Source organism: Pedobacter sp. B4-66 (assembly GCF_018492665.1).
Lineage (GTDB): Bacteria > Bacteroidota > Bacteroidia > Sphingobacteriales > Sphingobacteriaceae > Pedobacter.
In genome coordinates this window covers 201334-224815 of the sequence record NZ_JAFVME010000001.1, presented here as the reverse complement: position 1 = coordinate 224815, position 23482 = coordinate 201334, and the positions used below count along the sequence as shown (strand labels likewise).

At 37.8% G+C, this 23482-nt stretch carries 13 protein-coding genes; 9 read left to right on the top strand and 4 right to left on the bottom strand.

Translation table 11 applies throughout. The features are described 5' to 3' along the window. Positions 1–29: 29 nt before the first annotated feature. From J1905_RS00880 to J1905_RS00865, 4 genes are all read left to right on the top strand, one after another. Positions 30–5621 carry a carboxypeptidase regulatory-like domain-containing protein gene (locus J1905_RS00880; RefSeq protein WP_214225207.1) on the top strand — a complete coding sequence of 1864 codons (5592 nt, stop codon included), beginning with the start codon at positions 30–32 and terminating at the stop codon, positions 5619–5621. An 87-nt stretch (positions 5622–5708) separates the two neighbouring features. Further along, entirely contained in the window at positions 5709–8429 is a 2721-nt protein-coding gene (locus J1905_RS00875) for a TonB-dependent receptor (RefSeq protein WP_214225205.1), read from the top strand. A 91-nt stretch (positions 8430–8520) separates the two neighbouring features. Next, complete coding sequence (locus J1905_RS00870; RefSeq protein WP_214225203.1) at positions 8521–11250, top strand: carboxypeptidase-like regulatory domain-containing protein; 2730 nt, start codon at positions 8521–8523, stop codon at positions 11248–11250. Positions 11251–11278: 28 nt separating this feature from the next. Then, the gene (locus tag J1905_RS00865) at positions 11279–14029 is read left to right on the top strand and encodes a TonB-dependent receptor (RefSeq protein WP_214225202.1); all 2751 of its coding nucleotides are present in this window, start codon (positions 11279–11281) and stop codon (positions 14027–14029) included. Here J1905_RS00865 and J1905_RS00860 read toward each other — a convergent pair. Further along, complete coding sequence (locus tag J1905_RS00860; RefSeq protein WP_214225200.1) at positions 14022–14771, bottom strand: DeoR/GlpR family DNA-binding transcription regulator; 750 nt, start codon at positions 14769–14771, stop codon at positions 14022–14024. The genes J1905_RS00865 and J1905_RS00860 overlap by 8 nt on opposite strands. Positions 14772–14876: 105 nt before the next feature. Here J1905_RS00860 and J1905_RS00855 point away from each other — a divergent pair, with 105 nt between their 5' ends. From J1905_RS00855 to uxaC, 3 genes are all read left to right on the top strand, one after another. Next, positions 14877–15416: a 5' nucleotidase, NT5C type gene (locus J1905_RS00855; protein WP_173088905.1), complete on the top strand. Its 540-nt coding sequence runs from the start codon at positions 14877–14879 to the stop codon at positions 15414–15416. Positions 15417–15588: 172 nt separating this feature from the next. Further along, positions 15589–16755 carry a mannonate dehydratase gene (uxuA, locus tag J1905_RS00850; RefSeq protein ID WP_250317952.1) on the top strand — a complete coding sequence of 389 codons (1167 nt, stop codon included), beginning with the start codon at positions 15589–15591 and terminating at the stop codon, positions 16753–16755. A gap of 1 nt (position 16756) precedes the next feature. After that, positions 16757–18166, top strand: a complete 1410-nt coding sequence (gene uxaC / locus J1905_RS00845) for a glucuronate isomerase (RefSeq protein WP_214225198.1) — start codon at positions 16757–16759, stop codon at positions 18164–18166. 10 nt (positions 18167–18176) lie between these two features. Here the strand turns inward: uxaC and J1905_RS00840 are convergent, their stop codons facing one another. The 3 genes from J1905_RS00840 to J1905_RS00830 are packed head-to-tail and all read right to left on the bottom strand — an operon-like array spanning position 18177 to position 20897. After that, entirely contained in the window at positions 18177–18761 is a 585-nt protein-coding gene (locus J1905_RS00840) for a LutC/YkgG family protein (protein ID WP_214225192.1), read from the bottom strand. Continuing rightward, positions 18754–20133 (bottom strand): lactate utilization protein B, encoded by a 1380-nt coding sequence (locus J1905_RS00835; RefSeq protein WP_214225190.1) that lies wholly within the window; start codon positions 20131–20133, stop codon positions 18754–18756. The genes J1905_RS00840 and J1905_RS00835 overlap by 8 nt, the downstream gene beginning before the upstream one ends. A 23-nt stretch (positions 20134–20156) precedes the next feature. Then, positions 20157–20897: a (Fe-S)-binding protein gene (locus J1905_RS00830; RefSeq protein WP_173088920.1), complete on the bottom strand. Its 741-nt coding sequence runs from the start codon at positions 20895–20897 to the stop codon at positions 20157–20159. Positions 20898–21229: 332 nt separating this feature from the next. Between J1905_RS00830 and J1905_RS00825 the strand changes: the two genes are divergently transcribed. Both J1905_RS00825 and J1905_RS00820 read left to right on the top strand, forming a co-directional pair. Next, positions 21230–22264: a LacI family DNA-binding transcriptional regulator gene (locus tag J1905_RS00825; RefSeq protein WP_214225189.1), complete on the top strand. Its 1035-nt coding sequence runs from the start codon at positions 21230–21232 to the stop codon at positions 22262–22264. 23 nt (positions 22265–22287) lie between these two features. Continuing rightward, positions 22288–23481: a glycoside hydrolase family 88 protein gene (locus J1905_RS00820; RefSeq protein ID WP_350027957.1), complete on the top strand. Its 1194-nt coding sequence runs from the start codon at positions 22288–22290 to the stop codon at positions 23479–23481. Position 23482: the final 1 nt, after the last annotated feature.

Sequence of the window (23482 nt, the reverse complement as noted above, 5' to 3'; positions counted from 1 at the left end):
TTTATAATTACGCAATCACATTTAAAACAATGGAAAATCAAAGCTTCATAAAATTCCTTAGGATTGGACTGATGTTGTCAGTCCTAACTTTTCTGGCCTTTGTGCCAAAGGATCAAGGGCCGGTTGAGAGATTAGTAACCGCATTGCAGAAATGGGTAGAAACTAATCCACAGGAAAAAGTGTATCTACATACTGATAAACCTTATTACGCATTAGGCGATACCATTTGGTTTAAAGCCTACGTAACTGTTGGTAGCAGGCATCAGCTATCTGCATTAAGTGGTGCACTGTATGTAGATCTAATAAATGAAAGAGACTCTATAGAGAAATCCTTAAAACTACCTGTTACTGCTGGTATGGCAATGGGTAATTTTAGTTTAAATGAAGAGCTTAAAGAAGGGAATTATCGGGTAAGGGCTTATACCCAATGGATGCGAAATGCAGGTGAGGATTATTTCTATGACCGTACTTTTATTGTCGGTAGCCCATATAGCAATGAGATTATTTCTAAAGTTGATTATCAGTATAAGGTAATTGATAACAAACCGGTAATAACTGCCCAATTGAGTTATAGTGACGATGAGGGGAAAGCCATTTCAGGACGATCGGTGAGTTATCGGGTAGTAGCGCATGGGGAAACCATAACAACCAAAACTGTAAAAACAGATGCTAATGGAGTCATTTACATAAATGTTCAGAATGATAAGGCTGCAAATCTACAGGGAGCTTATATCCAGGCAACTATAGAAACTGATAGTAAATTAAAGATTACCAAAGATTTTGCAATAAAAGCAGGGTTTTTAAATAGTGACATTCAATTTTTTCCAGAAGGTGGTGGTTTGGTAAATGGGGTTGCTTCAAGAGTTGGTTTTAAAGCTGTGGGAATGGATGGGAAAGGTATTCAGGTTAAAGGAAGAGTGATAGATGAGCAAGGAAATGAAGTTGCTGATTTTGTAAGCGAGCATGCCGGAATGGGGGTTTTTAAGTTGAGGCCAGAAGAAGGAAGAGCCTATATAGCAAAAATGAGCTATCCTGATGGGTCGGAAGGTTCTATTGCTTTGCCTAAAGCAGAAAATAGGGGGTGCGTTCTTGCTGTTTATCAGCCAAATAAAGATAGTGTACTGGTAAGGGTAAATACGTCGCCTGTTATGTCTAGTACTCCATTAAACGTTAGTCTTGTTGCACAATCCGGTGGTGAAACAATTTATGCTACATCGCTTAATATCACTAAATCGGTAAACTCAATTTGGCTTTTGAAGAAAGATTTCCCGACAGGAATAGCTCAGTTTACTTTGTTTAATGAAAGTGGTGAGCCTTTAAATGAAAGGGTTGCTTTTATAAGAAACAACGACCAAATGAAATTGGAAATTACCACAGCAAAGCAGAGCTACAAATCGAGAGAAAATGTAAGTGTAGGACTTCAATCCTTTAATTCAAAGGGTAAACCTGTGGCCGGAAATTTCTCGGTAACTGTTATTAATGAAGACAAAGTGCCTCTGGATGAAAGTAATGAGCATACTATATTATCGTCAACATTGCTTACTTCGGATATTAAAGGGTATGTAGAAAAACCTAATTATTATTTTAATGAGGAAAATGAATCTGTTAACAAAGCATTGGATAACCTGATGATGACACAGGGGTATCGACGCTTTACCTGGAAAGAAGTTTTGAATGGCACCTCGGTTAAACCAACATTTATGGCTGAAAAATTAGGAACTGTGATTTCTGGAAAGGTGGTGTCGCTTACCAATAAGCCTATAGTTAAAGGCAAAGTTACCTTAATCTCGATGAGAGCCGGAATACTGGAAGGAACAACTACTGATACGCTCGGACGATTTAAGTTTGATCAGCTGGTTTTAACGGATAGTGTGAAATTTAGCATACAGGCCCGGACAGAAAAGAATAAAAATAAGGTAGAGGTGATTTTGGATAGTATTCATGCACAAAAACTAAGTAAAAACAAAAACCTACCTGATGTAAATACAGACATTACAGGTACGACTAAAGCTTATTTGGAAAATAGCAGAAAGCAGGAGGAAGTATTGGTAAAGATGGGTAAACTGGATAGGGTACAGAGATTGCGGGAAGTGAAAATCAGTGCAAAAAAGCTGCAAACTGAAAATTACTCTCCTCAAGGTGCGATGGTAATTCCTGAAGGACATGCTGATCAAACTTATATAATCGATAATCCAGAAATATGTGCAAGGTTTAGGGATTGTATAGAAGGGAGATTAAATGGAGTTCAATTTAGGGAGTATAAAACAGAGTATGAAACGATTGTTTTTTATCCTCATTTTCTTGATACAGATCAAGTTCCTCCAGCATGGATGCCCATGCAGGTTATTTTAAATGGTCGAAAACTTGACATTAGTGAAGCGGCTGACATATTTGCCGCAAACTCATTGGATGCTAAAGATGTGGCTAAAATTGAAGTTGTTAGACAAAATGCTGCTTTGAAATCATATTTAAAAGGAGCTGCTTTGTTAATCACAACTTATAAATCAAGGAAAACTAAGTATGATCCAAGTATAGTTAATTTTTTGCCTAGAGGTTTTAATAAAGCACGTGAATTTTACTCGCCAAGATATGATCGCCCGGGACTCAATAGTGAGGCTCCAGATTACCGATCAACTGTGTATTGGAATCCGGGAGTAAGAACTTTCGATGCAGGGAAAACCACATTCGATTTCTTTAATTCAGATGTAGCAGGGAACTATAAGGTGATTGTTGAAGGAATTAATGCTGCGGGTGAATTAGGTAGACACGTTTATAGGTATAAAGTAGAAGGTGGGGAGGCTCAGGTTCAGCAACCGATAGCTCAGAATGCTAAAGGCGTAGTTTCGGCATTACAGAATTTTCATAGTAAACTGCCAGGAGAGAAGGTTTACCTACATACGGATAAGCCCTACTATAATTTGGGTGATACGATTTGGTTTAAAGCTTATTTATTTGATCCTTCTTATTTATCTGCTTCAGAAAAAAGTGGGTTGCTGTATGTTGAGATCAATGATGATAGTGCTGAAGTAGTTAGAAGAATAAGTATTCCTATAAAGCAAGGTTTAGGCTGGGGACAAATCCCATTACCTGCAAAGATTTTTCATGAAGGGGGATACACATTACGTGCTTATACCAATTGGATGCAGAATTTTGGAGGTGATTATTTGTTTAATAAGCGTTTTTATTTAGGTAAGCCTAGTCAGAATATATGGCTGGTAAAATCGGAGGCAACAATTGATAAAGTGGCAGACAAAGATCAAGTTAAAGTAAATATTAACCTGATGCGTTCTGATAAAGTTGCCGTTGGATTACGCGATGTAGGGATTAGAGTGATGGAGGGTGATAAGTTGCTCTTTAAGGAAGAGCTCAGAACTACTAATGAGGGTGATTTGGCGCTGATGTTTAATCTCAAAGAAAAGGCTGATGGTAAAAACATAAGAATAGATATTAAAAGTTTAGCAAAAAATGATGGGGGCCAGGTATTAAGTGTTCCGTTGAATATTAAACGTCAGCAAAATATTGATCTGCAATTTCTACCGGAGGGTGGCGGGCTGGTAGCAGGATTCAAAACGGTTGTTGGTTTTAAGGCAGTAGGTGAAGATGGAAAGAGTGTGAATGTTGAAGGGGATGTTTATGATAGTAAAGGAAACGTGATTGCTCCAATTGCCAGTTTAGTTAATGGGATGGGATCATTTGAATTTACGCCTAAGGATGGCGAAAAATATACAGCCAGGTTAAGTAAGCCTTTAGAAATTGATAAAAGTTATTCTTTGCCATTGGTAAAACCCACTGGAACTGGTTTACATGTGGTTAATAATTGGGAAAGCGATTCTCTTGAAATTAGTGTAATGGCTACTTCGGGCGCCATTAATTCTGATAGTACTTATTATGTAATAGGTACTTCACGAGGAATAGTGTGTTATGCAGAACAAGTCGATTTTAAGAAACCTAAGCTGATGATAGGTAAAAGTAAATTTGCAACAGGTATTGCCAGGTTTACATTGTTAAAAGGAACGCAGCCATTAAATGAGCGTATTTTATTTGTCGATCATCAGGATCTGGCCACTGTTAATGTAGTGCCCAATAAAAGAAATTTCCTAAAAAGAGATAGTGTTGCTTTGTCTATTGAGGTAAAAGATGTAAACGGAAATCCGGTATCAGGGAGCTTCTCTTTGTCGGTAACTGATGATTCGCAGGTTAGGGCAGATAGTTTAGGGAATCATGACATTGCAGCTAGTTTGTTATTAAATGCAGGATTAAAGGGTACAATAGAAACTCCTGGCTATTACTTAAGTAAGAAAGATAAGCAAGTCTGGACAGCTCTTGATAACCTTATGCTCACTCAGGGATGGACAGGGTATAAATGGGATGATGTATTTAACGAATCAGTAGTGCCTAAATTTACTGCCGAGAAGGAGTTTAAAGTGACAGGTAGAGTTACGAACCTCTTGAAGAAACCTGTGCCAGGAGCTCAAATGCTGATATCTTCACAAAAACCGGCTTTTATTACCACAGCAACAACTGATTCACAAGGTAAGTTTATGTTCTCGGCTTTGCCGCAAATCGATTCCGGATCTTTCTTTATTCAGGCAAGAACTCCAAAAGGGAAAACTATGAATTTTGGAGAAGTAGAAGTTGATCGACAACTGTTTCCTCCGGCCGAAGAAATGTTTAGAAATAAAATAATGCCCTGGTATGTAAACACCGATAGTACCCAACTGAACTACGTTAAAAATAAAGCTATCCTATTAAAAGAAGAAAAGTTGAATGTTGGAGGTATTCCTTTAAAAGAGGTTAAGATTGTTGATAAAAAGGTCATAAAGGGTTCATTTAATAAGGGTAAACCAGCTGATTTGGTTTTTGATGAAAAGGACATCAAAGAATCTGCGGTGATGAGTCTGTATCAGTTACTTAAACAAAAAGTGCCCGGATTTAGAGTGGTTTTTGAAGATGGCTTTGCAAAGATGAAGGTGAATAATTATGATTTGATGATTAGTATTGATGGAAAACCACTTCCCATGTTTTATAGTGATGTACATGATGTAGTTGATCCAAGAGTTGAGGATATTAAACAGGATTTGGAAGACTTTAAAATTGCCACTTTTAGGGGGTTGGAGGTTTTCTATACCAGAGCAGCTACATCTGCATTTACGGGGGGGAGTGGTGCGGGATCTGCAGAGCGGAGTGGTACGGGATCTGCAGCGGTTAATATGGCTAACTATGCAGCGAAATTTGGAGAAGACGGCGGAAAACAACCAAATACCTCAAGAAGAGATATTGATCAGGCTGTAGCATTGTTAACAACTTATAGTGGTGCAGGTTGGCGTAGAATTGACAAGCCTGATGTTGCTTTTTATAGACCTCTACCTATTATGTACCCGCAGGAATTTTACAGGCCAAAATATGTTAATACTCATGTATCAGATATGAATCCAGATCTTAGGGCTACTATACATTGGGAGCCAAACGTTGTAACGGATGCCCAGGGAAAAGCAAATGTGTCTTTTTATACTGCTGATATTCCAGGATCTTATACTGTAACCATTGAGGGTAGTAATATGAATGGCGTTATTGGAAGTAGTCGATATAAACTGCTGTTACCTAAACCAGTTAGCAAGTGATTATCGCTTAATTTTTACACCGAATAAGTATGCCCTTCGCAATATTTTTTTATATTTATGAAATTCAAACCAACCAGAACAAACCGTATGAAATTTAAAAACGCTCTTAAAATTGCAATTCCTGTGCTTTTAGTTATTGGCGCTTTCTCCTTTACACCAAAGGATACCGATCCTGTAGAGAAATTAGTAGCTGCGCTACAAAAATGGACAGAAACCCAGCCTCAGGAAAAAGTATACCTTCACACTGATAAACCTTATTATATGGTGGGTGATACCATCTGGTTTAAAACATATGTAACTATTGGCAGTAAGCACCAGCTTTCTGCACTTAGTGGTGCAGTATATGTTGATCTCTATAATGAGGCAGATTCACTTGCTCAATCATTAAAGCTACCTCTTATAGCCGGTATGACCAAAGGTAGTTTTGTATTGCCTGATAGTAGTTCGCACGATGGTAATTACCGGATCAGGGCCTATACACAATGGATGCGTAATTCTGATCCTGCCTTTTTTTATGATAAAATTATTGGTGTTGGTAATTCGGTAGCAAACAATGTTTTCTGTAAAATAGGCTATGAATATAGTAAGGATGGATCTAAAGATGTTGTAACCGCTGTTTTAACCTATTCTAATGATAAAGGTGAGGCTTTAAGTAACAGGCATGTCGACTATGCGCTTTTAGAGAATGGCTATGAAAAAGTATTTAGTGGAAATAAAGAAACGGATAATTATGGGCAGCTAAAGATAAAATTACAGGGCGGTAAATCTGGGAAATTACAGGATAAACATTTGACAGCGAAGCTTCAAACCAGAGAAAAGGAAATAGTGGTCAAGGATTTTTCAATTAAAAGTATATCAACACAAACGGATGTTCAGTTTTTTCCGGAAAGCGGACCGTTAGTAAGCGGAATACGCACTAGGGTTGCGTTTAAAGCAACAGGGACTGATGGATTAGGTGTGCCAATTAAAGGGGTTATCATTGATAATGATAGTAAGGAAGTAGAAACTTTTGAGACAACCCATCTTGGAATGGGCCAATTTAGAGTGCTTCCTGAGAAAGGTAAATCTTATCAGGCAAAAGTGACTTATCCTGATGGTTCTGAAAAATCGATTAAATTACCGGCAGTTCAGGAAAGCGGATACGTTCTTTCTGTTTTTAACAATACTGAAACAGATACTGTACTTGTGCGTATTATAGCTAATCCTTCAATTGTTGAAAAAGGTGGTCAAACTGTTAGTCTAATTGCCCAAGCTAGTGGTAGCGTAAGTTACGCAAGCAGTATGCCCATAAGTAAGGCTCAAACTTCTCTATCGATACCAGCAAAAGATTTGCCATCTGGGATAACTCAATTTACATTGTTCTCTTCAACCGGTGATCCGATGAACGAAAGGGTAATTTTTATCCAGAACAATGATCAGATGAATGTTAAATTATCTACAGCTAAAAAAGTTTATACAGCAAAAGAAAAGGTGGAGATTGACTTAAATGTAGCTGATGGAAGCGGCGCTCCTGTAGGAGGTAATTTTTCAGTATCTGTAGTTAGTGAAGATGCTGTTCCGGTTGACGAGACTAAAGAGAATACTATATTTTCTCAAATATTGTTGAGTTCTGATATTAAGGGCTACATAGAGAAACCAAGCTATTATTTTAATAACCCTACTGAAGAAACCAAAACAAATCTTGATCTTTTAATGCTTACTCAAGGCTACAGAAGATTTGTGTGGAAAGATATAACGGCTGCTAAGCCATTTCAGCCTGCTTTTCAAGCGGAGAAATTAACCACTAATGTTACAGGAAGATTATTGAGTTTGGGAGAGAAGCCTATAGCAGGTGGAAAGGTATCCCTGATCAATAATAAACTAGGGGTGATAATTGATACCGTAACGAATGCACAGGGTTATTATAAATTTAGTGATCTCTTAATTACGAATGAGATCAGCTTCACTGTTCAGGGTAGAAACGCAAAAGGTGGTAAAAACGTAGAAATAAAAGTTGATAAGATTCGTGATCAGGACAGAACACCAAATTTTAATATTGGTGATTTGGATACTGATCTGGGTAAGTCAATGTTAGCTTCGCTGGAGAATAGTAAAAAGCAGGATGCTGAAATGGTTAGGAACGGGCAGATGGGACGAGCTCAGCAGCTTAAGGAGGTGGTTATTAGTGCCAAAAAGCGTAAGAGACAATTTGGTTATGATCTGGTATTGGATGGACATGCAGATTTTACTTACAGGCCTAATAATGTGCAGGCATTTGGAACGCTTTTGGAATGGCTAAGAGCTACAGTTACTAATGTTCAATTTATACAATCGGAAGCTGATTGTGGACCTGTTACAATGCCATTTTCAAGAAATGAAAAAATGAAAGTATTTGTTGATGGTAGAGAAATTAATGAATGTGAAGTTCAGGATCTGTTTTATTTAGATCCGCTGGATGTTGAAAGAGTTGATGTTGCTCGTACCAATGCGGCCATAATGAGTATGACGGGAGGACCCAGCTTGTTTTTGTCAACGAAAAGAGGCGTTGGAATATTGCGCTCCGGATACAATCCTGAAGTGGTAAGTTACTCGCCAAGAGGTTTTAATCCTGTAAAGGAATTTTATGCTCCGGTTTATGATAGCAATAGCCGTATTACTGATTTAAGAAGTACTGTTTACTGGAATCCAGGTGTTTTAGTTGGTGCAAATGGAAAAGGAAAGATCAGCTTTTTTAATGCAGATACCAAAGGTGTTTACCGTGTAGTTATTGAAGGTATTAATGGAGATGGTTTATTAGGTAGACAAGTTTATAAATACGAAGTTAAATAAAAGATATTTTTCTTGAATGATTGTCCCCAATGGGGACCTCATAGTTGTCTTTGTATTTGAGTACAGGTTATTATCATCTACAAAGACAACTATGAAATTGAAACGCTCCCTCTTTTTATTTTGTACCATAGCCTTAATCGGTGTATTGGCTTTTACAAGCCGGGATGAAGAGCCTGTTGAAAAGCTGGTAACTGCTTTGCAGAGATGGGCAGATACGAATCCGCAAGAAAAAATCTATTTGCATACTGATAAACCCTATTACATTGTTGGTGATACCATATGGTTTAAAGCTTATGTAACCATTGGAAGTAAAAATCAGCTTTCGGCATTAAGTGGGGCTGTTTACGTTGATCTTATTAATGAGGGTGATTCAGTTGCCCAGTCGCTTAAGCTGCCACTGACTGCCGGCATGGGTAAAGGGAATATTGTATTATCTGATACAGTTTTACGAGAAGGGAATTATCGTTTGAGGGCTTATACTCAATGGATGCGTAATGCCGGTTCCGATTATTTTTACGACAGAAACTTTAGCGTTGGTAATTCCGTAGCTAATGCTGTTTTTGCAAAAATTGATTATATCTATACTCAAGATGGGGCAAGTACCAAAGTAAAAGCGCTATTAAAATATACCAATCAAAAAGGTGAGCCTTATGTAGATAAGCCTATTAGGTATGAATTTAAAAAAAGCTATCAAATACTCGCAACTGGGGGAGGTAGCACCAATGAACTTGGCGAAATTTCTGTAAATATTCCCAGCCCAAAACCTGGAGAAGTTTTGAACTCCTACTTATTAACAAAGATTGCTATTGCCAAGGACGCAAATATTGTCAAATCATTTCCAATAAAAACAGCCTCATTAAAAACAGATGTTCAGTTTTTTCCTGAAGGTGGGAGTTTGGTTAATGGAATAAGGTCTAGAATAGGATTTAAGGCAACAGGTACCAATGGATTAGGAGTTCCTATAAAGGGGGTAGTGATAGATAACGATAATAAAGAAGTTGCTGAACTGGAAAGTAAGCACCTTGGGATGGGGTATTTTCAACTGATACCTGAGCAGGACAAAACCTATCAGGCAAAAATAACTTACCCTGATGGATCAGTTAATACCTTGAAGCTACCTGATGCAGTTAATGATGGTTATGTACTTTCTGTATATAACAACCTGGAAACAGACACCATATTGGTAAGGGTAAATGCAGGTGGTTCTGCCTTAAAAAAGGAAGGTCAGGTTGTAAGTTTGGTAGCTCAATGTGGAGGTGTTGTTCAATACGCGGTTAGTATTGCAATTAATAAATCTACTACTTCTATTCCTATTCCTGCTAAAGATTTTCCATCAGGGATTTTGCAAATTGGTTTATTCTCTAAAGAGGGTAGTCCTCTGAATGAAAGAATTGTCTTTTTGCAGAGAAATGATCTGATGGATTTGAAAGTCAATAGCTCAAAAAAGGAATATGGTGTGAGGGAAAAAGTAGAGCTAGATATTGATGCTAAAGACGCTTCGGGCAAACCTCTTGTCGGGAATTTTTCAGTGTCAGTAATTAATGAGGCTGTAGTTCCTTCCGATGAAACTACTGAAAATACGATAATCTCTCAGCTGCTATTAAGCTCAGATATCAAAGGCTATATAGAGAAACCTAATTATTATTTCTATAAACCTACAGATGAAACTAAGGCAAATCTTGATATTTTAATGCTTACCCAAGGGTATAGACGATTTGTTTGGAAAGATCTGATATCGGGAAAGCAAGTGCTGCCAATATTTAAAGCGGAAAAGCTGGTTTCTGACATTACAGGTAAGTTAGCTACATTGGCTAATAAGCCGATAGCAGGGGGAAAGGTTACATTGGTGAATAATAAGCTAGGCTTGATTTTAGATACGGTATCAGATAAGAATGGATTATTTAAGTTCAGTAATCTGCTCATTGCCGAAGGAATTGATTTCATGCTTCAGGGTAGAACATTGAAAAATGGGAAAAAATTGGAGCTTCAAGTTGATAAAGTAACTCAGCATGAGGCAACGCCCAACGTGAATATAGGTGACATCAATACCAATATACCGGCAGTACTTAAAGCCTCAATAGAAAATAATATCGGGCAGGATATGGATTTGCAAAAACATGGAAAGACTGGACGAGTGCAGCAGCTAAGAGAAGTTCAGATAAGTGCAAGCAAAAAATGGGGGTTTGGAAATCATATCAATGAAAACCAGGCAGATGAGGTGTTTAAGCCGGATAGTCGGAGGCCATGCGCAACACTTAAAGAGTGTTTAGAAGAAATGGATAAAACAAGGATTTCATTTGCGCTTAAAGATGGGCTTTGGCAGTTAAATGGAGGTTACGTTACATTAATAGATGATGTGCTGATTGAACCTGAGGATTATCAGGAGCTTCTTTTATCTGATGTTTCTGATATAAGAAAGATATATTTTTCCTATCAAAGTAAGGCTATAACCGCAAGATTATTAGCTAGCTATATGGCCAGATTTCCACCTGAAAAACTTCCTCCAGTTATGGCAATTTATACTAAAAGTGGTAATTTTCGTAAAAAGTATGATCCTTCTGTGGTTTATTATAGCCCAAAGGGTTTTAGTGCAGTAAAAGAATTTTATGCACCTAAATACGATAATCCTGCAGTTAATAACCCAATCGCAGATTTAAGAAGTACGATTTACTGGAACCCCGCTATTTTAACAGGAAATGATGGCAAGGCTAAACTCAATTATTTCAATTCGGATAATAGGGGCGTTTATCGTGTAACTGTGGAAGGAATTAATGCCGATGGTTTATTGGGTATGCAGGTTTATCGTTATACCGTGAATTGATTGAGTAATCTTATTTAATAATGTAATTATGAAAATGAAACGTTCTCTTGTTGCTGTTTTCACACTATCTATACTCATCTTTTTGGGCTTTGTACCAAAAGACGAAGATCCGATAGAGAAGCTTTTAGCATCTCTACAGAGCTGGGCTGATAATAATCCTCAGGAAAAGGTTTACCTCCATACAGATAAACCCTATTATGTTGTTGGTGATACCATTTGGTTTAAAGCCTATGTAACAATAGGAGCCAAGCATCAGCTATCTGCATTAAGTGGTGCGGTGTATGTAGATCTGATTAATGAAGGTGATTCTCTTGCTCAATCGCTTAAGTTGCCGCTTATGGCAGGAATGGCTAAGGGGAGCATTGTGCTCTCTGATACCGCTATTCGCGAAGGGAATTATCGTTTAAGAGCTTATACCCAATGGATGCGTAATGCAGGGCCAGAATACTTCTACGACAGAACTTTTAGTGTAGGTAACTCTGCCGCAAATACTGTGTTTGCAAAAATTGATTATATCTATACCAAAGATGGAACACAAACAAAAGTAAAGGCGCTGATAAAATATACTGATCAAAAGGGAAAACCATATGCTGATAAGGCTGTTAGGTACGAATTAAAAGAAGGCTATAAATCAATTGCTACCGGTGGAGGTAAAACCAATGAGTTAGGAGAGTTGAGCGTAAATCTGCCAGATTCTAAGAAAGAAAGTACAGGCAGCACTTATATTTTGACAAGGATTACTATCGCTGATGGAGAAAACGTTCCCAAATCATTTCCTATTAAAAGAGCTTCGCAGCAAACAGATGTTCAATTTTTTCCAGAGGGTGGCAATCTTGTAAATGATGTAGTAACAAAGGTGGGGGTAAAGGCAATTGGGGCAAATGGTTTAGGTGTGTCGGTACAGGGAGTTGTAATTGACAATGAAAATAATGAGGTTGCCAAATTGGAAACGGAACATTTTGGTATGGGATATTTTAGTTTGAAACCAGAACAAGGTAAAGTATATCAGGCAAAAATAACCTATCCCGATGGATCCATAAATATGTTAAAGCTTCCTAAAGCAGTTAGTGATACTTATACGCTTTCTGTATACAATAATTCTGGGGCTGACACCATTTTGGTAAGAATAGGAGCGGGTAGTTCTATGTTGAAAAAAGGTAGCCAGGTTGTTAGTTTAGTGGCGCAATCAGGAGGTGATCTGCAGTATGCTGTTGACATCCCTATTAGTAAATCCGTTACTTCAATTCCAATTCCTTCAAAGGGATTCCCCTCTGGTGTTTTACAATTTACACTCTTTTCTAAATCCGGTGATCCACTCAATGAAAGGATTGTTTTTGTACAAAAGGATGATCGTATGGATTTGAAAGTTAGTAGCTCCAAAAAAGAATATTCGCTAAGAGAGAAAGTAGAAATAGACCTGGATGCTAAAGATGCTGTGGGGAAACCTTTAGTGGTTAATTTTTCGGTATCGGTAATTGATGAGGGGGTAGTTCCTTCAGATGAAACTAACGAGAATTCTATATTCTCTCAATTGTTATTGAGCGCTGATGTAAAAGGTTATATAGAGAAACCTAATTATTATTTTTATAACCCAACGGAGGAAACCAAATCAAACCTTGATATTTTAATGCTTACTCAAGGTTATAGAAGATTTGTTTGGAAAGACGTGATTTCAGGTAAACAAATACCTCCGGTATATAAAGCAGAAAAGTTGGTAACCAACATTACCGGAAAGCTAATGACATTGAACGGTAAACCTATGGCTGGTGGTAAGGTTACGCTAATTAATAACAAGCTAGGCTTAGTTTTAGATACGGTTTCTGATAGCAAAGGACAGTTTAAGTTCAGTAATCTTCTGATTACTGAAGGAATTGATTTTACGATTCAGGGTAGGACAGCAAAAGATGGCAAAAGATTAGAGATACAAATTGACAAGGTCGTTGGACAAAATGTTACGCCAAATGTTAATATTGGTGATATCAATTCAGATATTCCTAAGGTGCTCATGGCATCTATAGAAAATAGTGTTAAGCAAGACTTGGATATGCAAAAGCATGGCCGAATGGGGCGTAATCAGCAATTGAAAGAAGTCCGTATTCAGGCAAGCAAGTTGCCTAAATTTGGTAATACCATACTTGAAAGCCAGGCAGACCAGGTTTTTAGACCAGATCCCAGACAAAATTGTGGGACGTTTAAAGACTGTCTGGAGAAAATGGATAATAACAAAAGTGTGCGTTTTGATCAGGTCATGTCGGAAGATTGTGGGCCTATGTGGGTGCCACGGAGCATATCTGATGGAGGTTATGCGGTAACTATTGATGGATGGTTGCTTGAAAGTTGCGATTTTCAGGAACTACTATTAGGGGATGGATCAAATATTAGTAAAGTGTATTTTGTATATGATAGTTATGCTGCAAGAGCCAGGTTGCTCGGAGGGAGGTTTAGTGGAGCAAAGCCTCCTCCAGTGATGGCAATTTATACACGAAATGGTAATTTTCGATCAGGATATGATCCTTCTTTAGTGTATTATGCTCCGAAAGGCTATTCTTCAGTAAAGGAGTTTTATGTACCTAGATATGATAATAATGAAGTGAATAGCCCTCTGGCAGATTTAAGAAGTACCATTTACTGGAATCCTGCAACAGTTACTAATAAGGAGGGTAAAGCTAAAATCACTTTTTTCAATTCGGATAATAAAGGAACTTACCGTGTAACTGTTGAAGGAATTAATGCCGATGGTTTATTGGGTAGGCAGGTGTATAGATACGAGGTTAGATAATTTCAATCCCTGCATCCTTATATTGCTGTAGATTCCCTTCTTTTGGATCTATGTCAGTTATTATTGTGTCTAGCTCGTTTGTTGCGCAGATGTAGTAATTTTCAGCTGTATCTAATTTTTCAAATGTTGAAAGTGCAATGATGTGCTTTGATGTTTCAACCATGGCTTTCTTCATCTGGCTATCCTCGTAATTTAGGCCCGTAACCCCGAGGTTAAGGTCGATACTGCAAATGCCTAAAAAGCAAATGTCGGCACGCACATTTTTAATGGCCTGTATAGCATCATGCCCTATGGTAGAAAATGATGATTTATTTAATCGGCCACCAACAAAAATAACCTCAGCATTTGGATGATCTTCGAGGACGTTGGCTACGGGGAAGTTGTTGGTTACTACAGTTATATTTAGTTCTTTAGGTAAGTTAGTTGCGACTGCTAATGCAGATGTTCCGGCGTCGAATATAATCACCTGGCCATCTTTAATGAACTTTAAGGCTTTGGCAGCAATTATCTCTTTGTGACCAACATCATAATTCTCCCGTTCTCTATAGTGTCTTGGAATAGGGGAGTGCAGAACTGCCCCACCACGTACTGCTTTAAGCAAACCTTCATCAGATAACTCTTTAATATCTCTCCTTACGGTGTCTTCAGAAACATTTAATAGTTTGCTTAAATCCCCTAAAAGTACCTTGCCTTCTTTGGTAATGTGATCTATTATCTGTTGTAATCTTTCGGCCTTTATCATAATTGTTTTGCAATATTATGCAATTTTAAGAAAATTAATTTGCAATATATTGCAAATTGTAGTATTTTTGTTGCAACTTATTACAAGATACTAATTAAATTAATTATGAGAAAAACAATAGCAATTGATATGGATGGTGTACTCGCAGATATTGAGAACCATTTCATAAACTGGTATGAAAGAGACTACGGTGTTAAGGTGAACCGTGAAGATATGTTAGGTGTACTTGAATCTGAAGGGTTTCCGGATAAGACTGCGGTTCAAAGATTTGTTTATACTCCCGGATTTTTCAGAACAATACCTGTAATGCCAGGAGCAATAGAAGCAGTAAAAGAATTAATGGAGACTTACGATGTTTATGTGGTATCGGCAGCAACAGAATTCCCTCAATGCTTATCTGAAAAACAAGAATGGTTAGCTGAGCATTTTCCATCTATTAGCTGGAGAAACATCGTTTTTTGTGGAGATAAAAGCATTATCAACACGGATTATATGATAGATGACCATTGTAAAAACCTTGATTTCTTTAAGGGTAAACCGATTATGTTTACTGCTGCACACAATGTTTACAAAACCCATCATGAAAGAGTAGATAACTGGAATGATGTAATGGCCTTCTTTGAGAAAGAGGAAGTTCCGGCATAATAGCCTTTAGTTAATCTGTCGAAAACGTTTTCGATAATAAATGCTGATTAACATGCATTTAATGTTCTAAACAAGAATTATATTTAGTTTTTATACCCTTTATTACTGCATTAGTAAATAGTGGCATAAAGAAACTAAATATAATATGAGCCAAGGCAGTAAAATACACAGAATGACTCAAACCATGCGTTGGTTTGGGCCCAAAGATCCGGTAAGCTTATCAGATATAAGACAAGCTGGTTGCACCGGAGTTGTTAGTGCACTTCATCATATTCCAAATGGAGAAATCTGGACTGTTGAAGAAATCTTAAAACATAAAAATATAATTGAACAAGCTGGTCTTGAGTGGGATGTGGTAGAAAGTGTACCCGTTCACGAAGCTATAAAAATTCAGGATAAAGGCTTTGAAAATTATATATCTAATTATAAAACTTCCTTAAAGAATCTGGCTTCTTGCGGTATATCAGTTGTTACCTACAATTTTATGCCGGTACTGGATTGGACAAGAACCAACCTGGCTTTTGAACTTGAAAATGGAGCTAAAGCTTTAAAGTTCGAGAAAGCAGCACTTGTTGCATTTGATGTGTATATGCTCAATAGGCCAAAAGCGACTGATGACTATACCTATCAGGAACTTGAAAATGGTAGGTTGCGTTTTGAACAGATGTCTGAAGAGGAACGTTTAGTACTGCAAAGAAACATTATTGCCGGCCTGCCGGGAAGCGAAGAGAGTTTTACGTTAAACCAGTTTCAGGAAGCTTTGGATAAGTATAAAGGGATTGATGAAGAACGGCTTTCGCAAAACCTTATTCATTTCCTTTCAGAAATTGTTCCGGTTGCTGATGCAGTAGGAATAAAGCTTGCCATTCATCCTGATGACCCACCTTATCCTATTTTTGGTTTGCCAAGGGTGGTTAGCACAGCGCCACAGGTTCAAAAATTGTTTACTGCTGTTCCTTCATTAAATAATGGACTTTGTTTTTGTACAGGCTCGTTTGGTGTAAGAGAGGATAATAACCTTCCCGAGATGGTTGATGCATTCGGCGAAAGAATTCATTTTATTCATCTAAGGAGTACAAAAAGAAATGATGCAGGTGATTTTTATGAGGACAATCATTTGGAAGGTGATGTAGATATGTATCATGTTGTAAAGCAAATTCTGCTGGTACAACAAAGAAGACAGTTGAGTATTCCAATGCGACCAGATCACGGTCACCAGATGCTTGATGACTTAAAGAAAAAAACTAATCCCGGTTATTCTGCTATAGGAAGATTAAAAGGCCTCGCTGAATTAAGAGGATTAGAATTCGCAATAATAAACCAGTTATCAGATAAATAATATGAAAGAAGGAGCAGTAATACCTGAAGATTTTTTGCTGCAAGGCAAAAAAGCGAAAGTACTTTTTAATGAATATGCAAAGCACCTTCCTATAATTGATTATCATAATCATTTGCCTCCACAGGAAATAGCGGAGAACAAAAATTTTGCTAATCTAACTGAAATCTGGCTTAAAGGGGACCATTATAAATGGAGAGGTATGCGTGCTTTGGGGGTTAGTGAAGAGCTGATTACCGGCAAGGCTCCAGATCAGGATAAGTTTATGGCCTGGGCCAGGGTAGCACCTTCAACAGTAAGAAATCCATTGTTCCATTGGACTCATATGGAGCTTCAAAATCCTTTTGGTATAAACTCTTTTTTAAATGCTGATTCCGGTAGAAGAATTTATGAGCAATGTAATGCATTACTTACTAAAGATGAGTTTTCTACCCAAGGCTTACTGAATCATTTTAAAGTAGAAATGGTAGGTACCACAGATGATCCTTGTGATGATCTTAAATATCATAAACAATTAAGCGAAAGTGATTTTTCAGTAAAGGTAAAACCTTCATTTAGGCCAGATAAAGCTTTGCTGATTGATAAAACAGTTCAGTTTAAAGACTACATAAAGCAACTTTCTGCAGTTTCAGGAATTGTAATAACTGATATAAATGAGTTGCTTGCTGCTTTAAAACAGCGTGTTGATTATTTTGCTCAGCATAATTGCAGTGTTTCTGATCATGGACTAGCTACATTGCCTGCAACTTATAGCTTAACTGACACAGAGAAAAAGGAATTTGCTAGTTTTTTAAAAACTGATGGTGCTGTGTTTTCTAATCCTGATGCTTTTACGGGTTATGTTTTAACAGAATTGAGCAAACTATATCACGAACGAGATTGGGTACAACAATTTCACCTGGGGGCAATTAGAAATAATAACCTGGGCATGTTTAATAAAATAGGCGCAGATACAGGGTACGACTCTATTGGCGACTTTAAACACGCAGAAAGACTATCAGGGTTTTTAGGGAATCTGAGCATTACAGATCAGCTTACTAAAACCATTATCTATAATCTTAATCCCGCAGATAATGAAGTTTTTGCTGCCATGACTGGTAATTTTGCCGATGGAAGAATGAAAGGTAAAATGCAGTTCGGTTCCGGTTGGTGGTTCTTAGATCAGAAAGATGGCATGGAAAAGCAATTGAACGCATTATCTAACATGGGGATGGTAAGTAATTTTGTAGGTATGCTTACAGATTCACGTAGCTTCCTTTCTTATTCTCGTCACGAGTATTTCAGAAGGATATTGTGTAATCTTTTCGGAGCAGAAATGGAGAATGGAATATTGCCGAATGACGAGAAGTGGATTGGGCAAATCATTAGTGATATCTGCTATTATAATGCTAAAGAATATTTTAAATTAGGTTAGGGGTTAATCCCTAACCTAATAAAAATACGGTCATACTTTTAGGCCCGTGAGCTCCAAGTACTAAAGATTGTTCAATATCTGCAGTTTTGGATGGGCCTGCTATAAAAGATCCGAATCCATATTCAGCATCACCTATTTTGCTATAAGCATCGTGCATGGTGGCAACAATGTCAGCCTTATTTACCACAACAGCTAGCTGCTGACAAATAAAAGGCACAGCTCTTTGGTGCATCAGGTCTTCAGTAATCCATAGTGCTGCATTTTCTGCAACACCAAAGTGGGCTTTTATTATGGCCAGATCAACATCTTCATAGCTATGAGGATCTTTGTTCTCCCATCCTGATTCTGTTACTGAGGTAAGCTCAGGTAGGGTAGAAATCAGTCTCTTCTTGTCTTTAAATTCCTGTTGAATATATTGTGCGATCTCTTCAAAATTGGTAACCTCAACTACAGCTCCACCTATGGTTGTCAGCACAGTTTTAAACTGCGTTAGGCTATCCATTCCGCCAGGTACAGTACTTAGGTCTGCAGGTAGTGGTCGTGGGCCTGGTTGATTGGTTTTTACTTTAGCCAGTATTTCTTCTCTGCTAGTCATTTTTATTGTTTTGTTTATACCATTCTCCAAATGATTGTTTCGGTGGTTCAGGCATTTCTCTGTGTTTATACCAAAGATTTAATTTGTTGTTTACCGTGAAAGGAGCATGTTTTAGTACAAATCGGCCTGCTTTTCCGGCAAACTTATATATAGTTGGATTTGATAATGTAAAATCCATCGCTTTCATGGCTAATGCCTTTTTCGGGTCAGCATATCCCTCTTTTACAATCACCTGACGCCATTTATAAAGCTGTTCGTGAATGTTTATTTTTACCGGACATACATTGCTGCACGACCCGCAAAGGGTAGACGCAAATGGAAGATCGGCGTAATTCTTCATGTCGAGGTTTGGAGCCAATATAGAGCCTATAGGGCCTGCAATTGCAGTATGGTAACTGTGGCCACCGCTTCTGCGATAAACCGGACAGGTGTTCATACAAGCTGCACAGCGGATACATTTAAGTGAGTTGCGGAAATCTTTTCTTCCAAGTTGCGTAGTTCTTCCATTATCCACCAAAACGATGTGCATGGTTTGTCCGGGTCTTGGTTTCTTGAAATGACTTGAATAAGTAGTGATAGGTTGTCCGGTTGCACTTCTGGTAAGTATTCTTAAAAATACAGAAAGGTGTTTACGTAGAGGTAGTAACTTCTCGATTCCCATACAGGCGATGTGTACATCGGCAAGATGCGCACCCATATCTGCATTACCTTCGTTTGTACATACTACAAACTCACCGGTTTCTGCTACTGCAAAATTTACTCCTGTAATCGCGGCTTTTCTGGTTATGAACTTTTCGCGTAAGTGGTCTCTGGCTGCTGCTGTTAGATATACAGGATCTGACGCCCCCTCAAGAGTGCCAAGATGTTTGTGAAACAACTCGCCAATTTCTTCTTTCTTCTTATGGATACAAGGAAGTACGATATGACTAGGTGGTTCTTCTGCTAATTGCACAATGCGCTCGCCTAAGTCAGTATCTATAACTTCAATATCGTTTTTATGGAGGTAATCATTTAAATGGCATTCCTCAGTAAGCATTGATTTGCTTTTAACGATGCGGTTTACACCGTTTTCCTTTAAAATGGAATGCACTATTTTATTGTGTTCTTCACCGTTTGCAGCCCAATGAACCTTTATGCCGTTCTTTTCTGCATTGGCTTCAAATTGCAACAGGTATTCATGCAAGTTTGATAACACATTGTCTTTTATTTGTGATGCGGTTTCACGTAAGGTTTCCCATTCAGGTAAACTGTGTGCAGCCTTATCTCGTTTGGCCCTCACAAACCAAAGCGTTTCATCATGCCAGTCTACACGCGCTTCATCCTTATTAAAGATGTCGGATAATTGAGCGTGATCTTTTGCTCCTGTACTCATTTTATTACTGTTGGTTTGTGGGTTTAAAATTCCTGTGCGTTTAATATCTCTGCAATGTGTATTACTTTAACATTGCTGTTTTGTCTGCGTAAAATACCTTCCATATGCATCAGGCAAGACATGTCTGCTGCGGTAATGTACTCCGCGCCACCATTAAGGTGATCTGCAACTCTGTCTTTACCCATTTTTACAGAAACAGCTTCTTCAGCAACACAAAAAGTACCACCAAAACCACAGCACTCATCAGGACGTTTTAGGTCAATGAGTTCCAGACCTTGAACCATATTTAGCAAATGTAAAGGTTTAGAGAAAGGAGCCTCAACAAGTTCTGTCATTTGAGCCAGCATTAATCCACGCTGCCCGTGACAACTTTGGTGTACGCCAACTTTATGTGGGAAGCTTGCAGTTAATTTCTCAACTTTAAGAACATCGGTAAGAAACTCGGTTAGTTCATAAATCTTTTTTCTGATCCCAAGGGCTTTATCTTCAGCCTTCTCGGCATGAAGGTGATCCTTAATGTGAAGTACGCAGCTCCCGGAAGGGGATACTACATAATCAAATTCTGAAAAGTTTTCTATAAACAGATCGTTGCATCCTTGCGTAAGGTGTTCAAAACCGGAATTGGCCATTGGTTGACCGCAACAGGTTTGTTTAGTGGGATAAACCACATCAACGCCTAGTTTTTTCAGTAAAGTTAAGGTTGCAATTGCGGCATTTGGGTAGAACTGGTCGATGTAACAGGGGATAAAAAGTCCAACAGTCATGGTTAAAAGTATCTGGTCTTACTTGGTTTAGGTTGTGTGTTTGAGCAAATATAATTATGCTATGCGGTAAATATAAGGTTATTAAGAATATTATGCAGAATAGTTTGTTATTTAGAAAGGAAACGATTTCATATAATGATATTCAGATTAAGTTATTTAAATCAGAAAAACTTAATCTAAAGAATTTAACTAGAATTACTAGAGTTAATTATACATCATAAATACCGATAAATTCATTTGTTGGTATTTATGAAAACGTTTTCATATTATTGTATTATTGGTTAGCTTGGAAATTATATAAGCTTAAGCCGGTAACCCTATTTCATATTTAAATGGCCAATCCAAAAAAGGCACAACAAAATACAATTCTGGATATTGCAGAAGCTTTAAAGCTTTCACCTGCAACAATTTCCCGCGCGCTTAGTGGCCATCCTTATGTAAAGGAGAAAACAAAAAATGATGTGCTAAAAATGGCTGCACAACTAGGGTATAGACGTAACAAGATGGCTTCGGGTCTTAGAAGCAATAAAACCCACACCATCGGACTTATTGTGCCAAGGATTTCTATGTTTTTTCATGCAGAGGTAATTACCACCATTCAGAATGGTTTACATAAGTATGGTTATAACCTGATCATATGCCAGTCTAACGATTCATTAGATATGGAAAAAGAACTTGCTGAAATACTTTTGTCTTCGAGAGTTGATGCTTTAATTGCGGCCTGTACATTACACACTATAGATTTTAGTCATTTCGATAAGCTTTTACAAAACGGTACGCCTGTAGTTTTTTACGACCGTGTACCTCTAAATGAGCAAAATGCGGCAATAATAAAAGGCGATGATTTTAGGGGAGGATATATTGCAACGACTCATCTTATTGAAACAGGCTGCAAAAGGATTGCTCATATCTCCGGCCCTTTAACCTCAAATTTATATCAGGATCGTTCCTCCGGGTTTCAGCAAGCTATGGAACAGCACAAACTTCCTGTGAATAAAAATTGGGTGTTTCATCAGGAATTAACCCATACCAATGCGAGAGAAGCCATGCGGAAAATGTTTGAAGGAGCGGTAACTCCTGACGGCATATTTACAGATAACGATACCAGTGCTATAGCGGCCCTTGAGTTTGCGAGAGAAAAGGGAATCAACGTTCCTGGCAACTTAAAAATTATAGGTTACTCAAATGATCCGCGAACTTCAATAATTACGCCTTCAATAACTACGATAGAACAATTTCCTGAAGAAGTGGGTGAAAAAATAGTGGAGACGCTGATGGATTTACTAAAGTCTGGCGGAAATAATGTTGATGAGAGAATTCAACCCATAACTATACCTGTGCAGTTAATTAGAAGAATGACAACCTGAAAACCGAATATAAAACCATATAGATGATGAAAAAACTATTAATCGCAGTCTGTTTTTTACTGATAAATAATGGCATGCTAAGCGCTCAGAACAAGAGCGGAAAAATGAGTCAATTGATAGATGAGCAATTTAAATTTGCAGATCAGCAATACAAAGTTCTTGCAAAAAATGTTCCTGCCGATGTAATGCCCAAAACCTATTATGAAAAAACAGGTAAAGTAGAAACTAGTGATACCAAATGGTGGTGCAGTGGTTTTTTTCCGGGCACACTGCTTTATATTTATGAATACACAAAAGATGAAGAAATCCTGAAGGAAGCTAAAGCTCGCCTTGCCATTCTAGAAAAGGAAAAGCATTATACAGGTAACCATGACCTTGGTTTTATGATGTATTGCAGCTTTGGCAATGCCTATCGCATCTTTAAAGATCCATCGTATAAAACAACAATAGATACTGCTGCAGAATCTTTATCTACACGCTACCATCCAGAAGCGAAAGTAATTCAGTCCTGGAATTCAAGTAAAAAAATGGCTGGTCCTGTCATTATAGATAACATGATGAATCTGGAATTGTTAAGCTGGGTTAGCGATCATGGAGGTGATAAAAAATACAAAGAGATTGCAATTACTCATGCTAATTCAACCATCAAAAATCATTTCAGACCAGATTTCAGTTCATATCATGTTGTCGATTATGATATGAAAACGGGTAAGGTATTACAGAAAATAACAGCACAAGGTGCTGCAGATTCATCTGCATGGAGCAGAGGACAGGCCTGGGGCTTGTATGGTTATACAATGATGTATCGTTTTACTAAAGACAAACAATACTTAAAACAGGCAAAAAATATTGCTAAATTTATGTTGAATGATCCTAATATGCCTGCAGATATGATTCCTTACTGGGATTACGATGCGCCAGGAATACCTAATACCTACCGTGATGCTTCTGCTGGAGCTGTTATGGCATCGGCATTATTAGAACTTGCTCAGTATGCTGATAAAGCAGAACGTAAACAATATTTAAGTGCTGCAGAAACAGCATTGAAAACCTTGGCTTCTGATACCTATCGTGCAAAATTAGGAGAGAATGGCGGATTTTTGTTGAAACACAGTGTAGGTTCAATACCTCACAATTCGGAAATTGATGTTCCCTTAACTTATGCCGATTACTACTTTTTAGAAGCCTTACACCGTTATAAAAACTGGTATTTATAAA

What these genes read in the sequence shown, in the direction of transcription:
- uxuA (WP_250317952.1), top strand. Translation starts at nt 15,589, where the DNA reads ATGACTCAAACCATGCGTTGGTTTGGGCCCAAAGATCCGGTAAGCTTA.
- J1905_RS00860 (WP_214225200.1), bottom strand. Translation starts at nt 14,771, where the DNA reads ATGATAAAGGCCGAAAGATTACAACAGATAATAGATCACATTACCAAA.
- J1905_RS00865 (WP_214225202.1), top strand. Translation starts at nt 11,279, where the DNA reads ATGAAAATGAAACGTTCTCTTGTTGCTGTTTTCACACTATCTATACTC.
- uxaC (WP_214225198.1), top strand. Translation starts at nt 16,757, where the DNA reads ATGAAAGAAGGAGCAGTAATACCTGAAGATTTTTTGCTGCAAGGCAAA.
- J1905_RS00835 (WP_214225190.1), bottom strand. Translation starts at nt 20,133, where the DNA reads ATGAGTACAGGAGCAAAAGATCACGCTCAATTATCCGACATCTTTAAT.
- J1905_RS00830 (WP_173088920.1), bottom strand. Translation starts at nt 20,897, where the DNA reads ATGACTGTTGGACTTTTTATCCCCTGTTACATCGACCAGTTCTACCCA.
- J1905_RS00880 (WP_214225207.1), top strand. Translation starts at nt 30, where the DNA reads ATGGAAAATCAAAGCTTCATAAAATTCCTTAGGATTGGACTGATGTTG.
- J1905_RS00875 (WP_214225205.1), top strand. Translation starts at nt 5,709, where the DNA reads ATGAAATTTAAAAACGCTCTTAAAATTGCAATTCCTGTGCTTTTAGTT.
- J1905_RS00870 (WP_214225203.1), top strand. Translation starts at nt 8,521, where the DNA reads ATGAAATTGAAACGCTCCCTCTTTTTATTTTGTACCATAGCCTTAATC.
- J1905_RS00840 (WP_214225192.1), bottom strand. Translation starts at nt 18,761, where the DNA reads ATGACTAGCAGAGAAGAAATACTGGCTAAAGTAAAAACCAATCAACCA.
- J1905_RS00820 (WP_350027957.1), top strand. Translation starts at nt 22,288, where the DNA reads ATGATGAAAAAACTATTAATCGCAGTCTGTTTTTTACTGATAAATAAT.
- J1905_RS00825 (WP_214225189.1), top strand. Translation starts at nt 21,230, where the DNA reads ATGGCCAATCCAAAAAAGGCACAACAAAATACAATTCTGGATATTGCA.
- J1905_RS00855 (WP_173088905.1), top strand. Translation starts at nt 14,877, where the DNA reads ATGAGAAAAACAATAGCAATTGATATGGATGGTGTACTCGCAGATATT.